The organism is Rhodococcus sp. CX (genome assembly GCF_015865005.1).
In the GTDB taxonomy this organism is placed as follows: Bacteria; Actinomycetota; Actinomycetes; order Mycobacteriales; family Mycobacteriaceae; genus Rhodococcus.
Map to the genome: position 1 here is coordinate 25562 of NZ_JADZGH010000186.1, position 301 is coordinate 25862.

General features: G+C 70.1%; 1 pseudogene. It reads right to left on the minus strand.

The features are described from left to right. Positions 1-155 (minus strand): annotated as a pseudogene (locus I0Q12_RS20115) (MFS transporter); the annotation flags it as partial. Between the last annotated feature and the right edge of the window lie 146 nt (positions 156-301).

Consider the following 301-nt stretch of genomic DNA (forward strand, 5'->3'; position numbering starts at 1 on the left):
CTGAGGTTCCATTGCACGGCGAGGGCGGCCATCACGAACGAGATGAGCCCGACGTCCATCGCGTCGAGCGCCCAGCCGATGCCGGAGCCGAGCACCAGCCTGGTGTGTCTGCGGGTGAACGGCAGTTCGTCGAGCCGCTGGGCGCGCGTGGTCATGAAGCGCAACGTACCGGCCGGGCCGCTCGGTTCGCAGTGAGCGACGCGATGGGGTTTCGCACACCCGGGAGGCCGTCAGGAAGGCATCGACTGCCCACGCAACGCCTCTGCCCCCTCCCCGCTCAGACGCGACAGTGCCGCGCGCC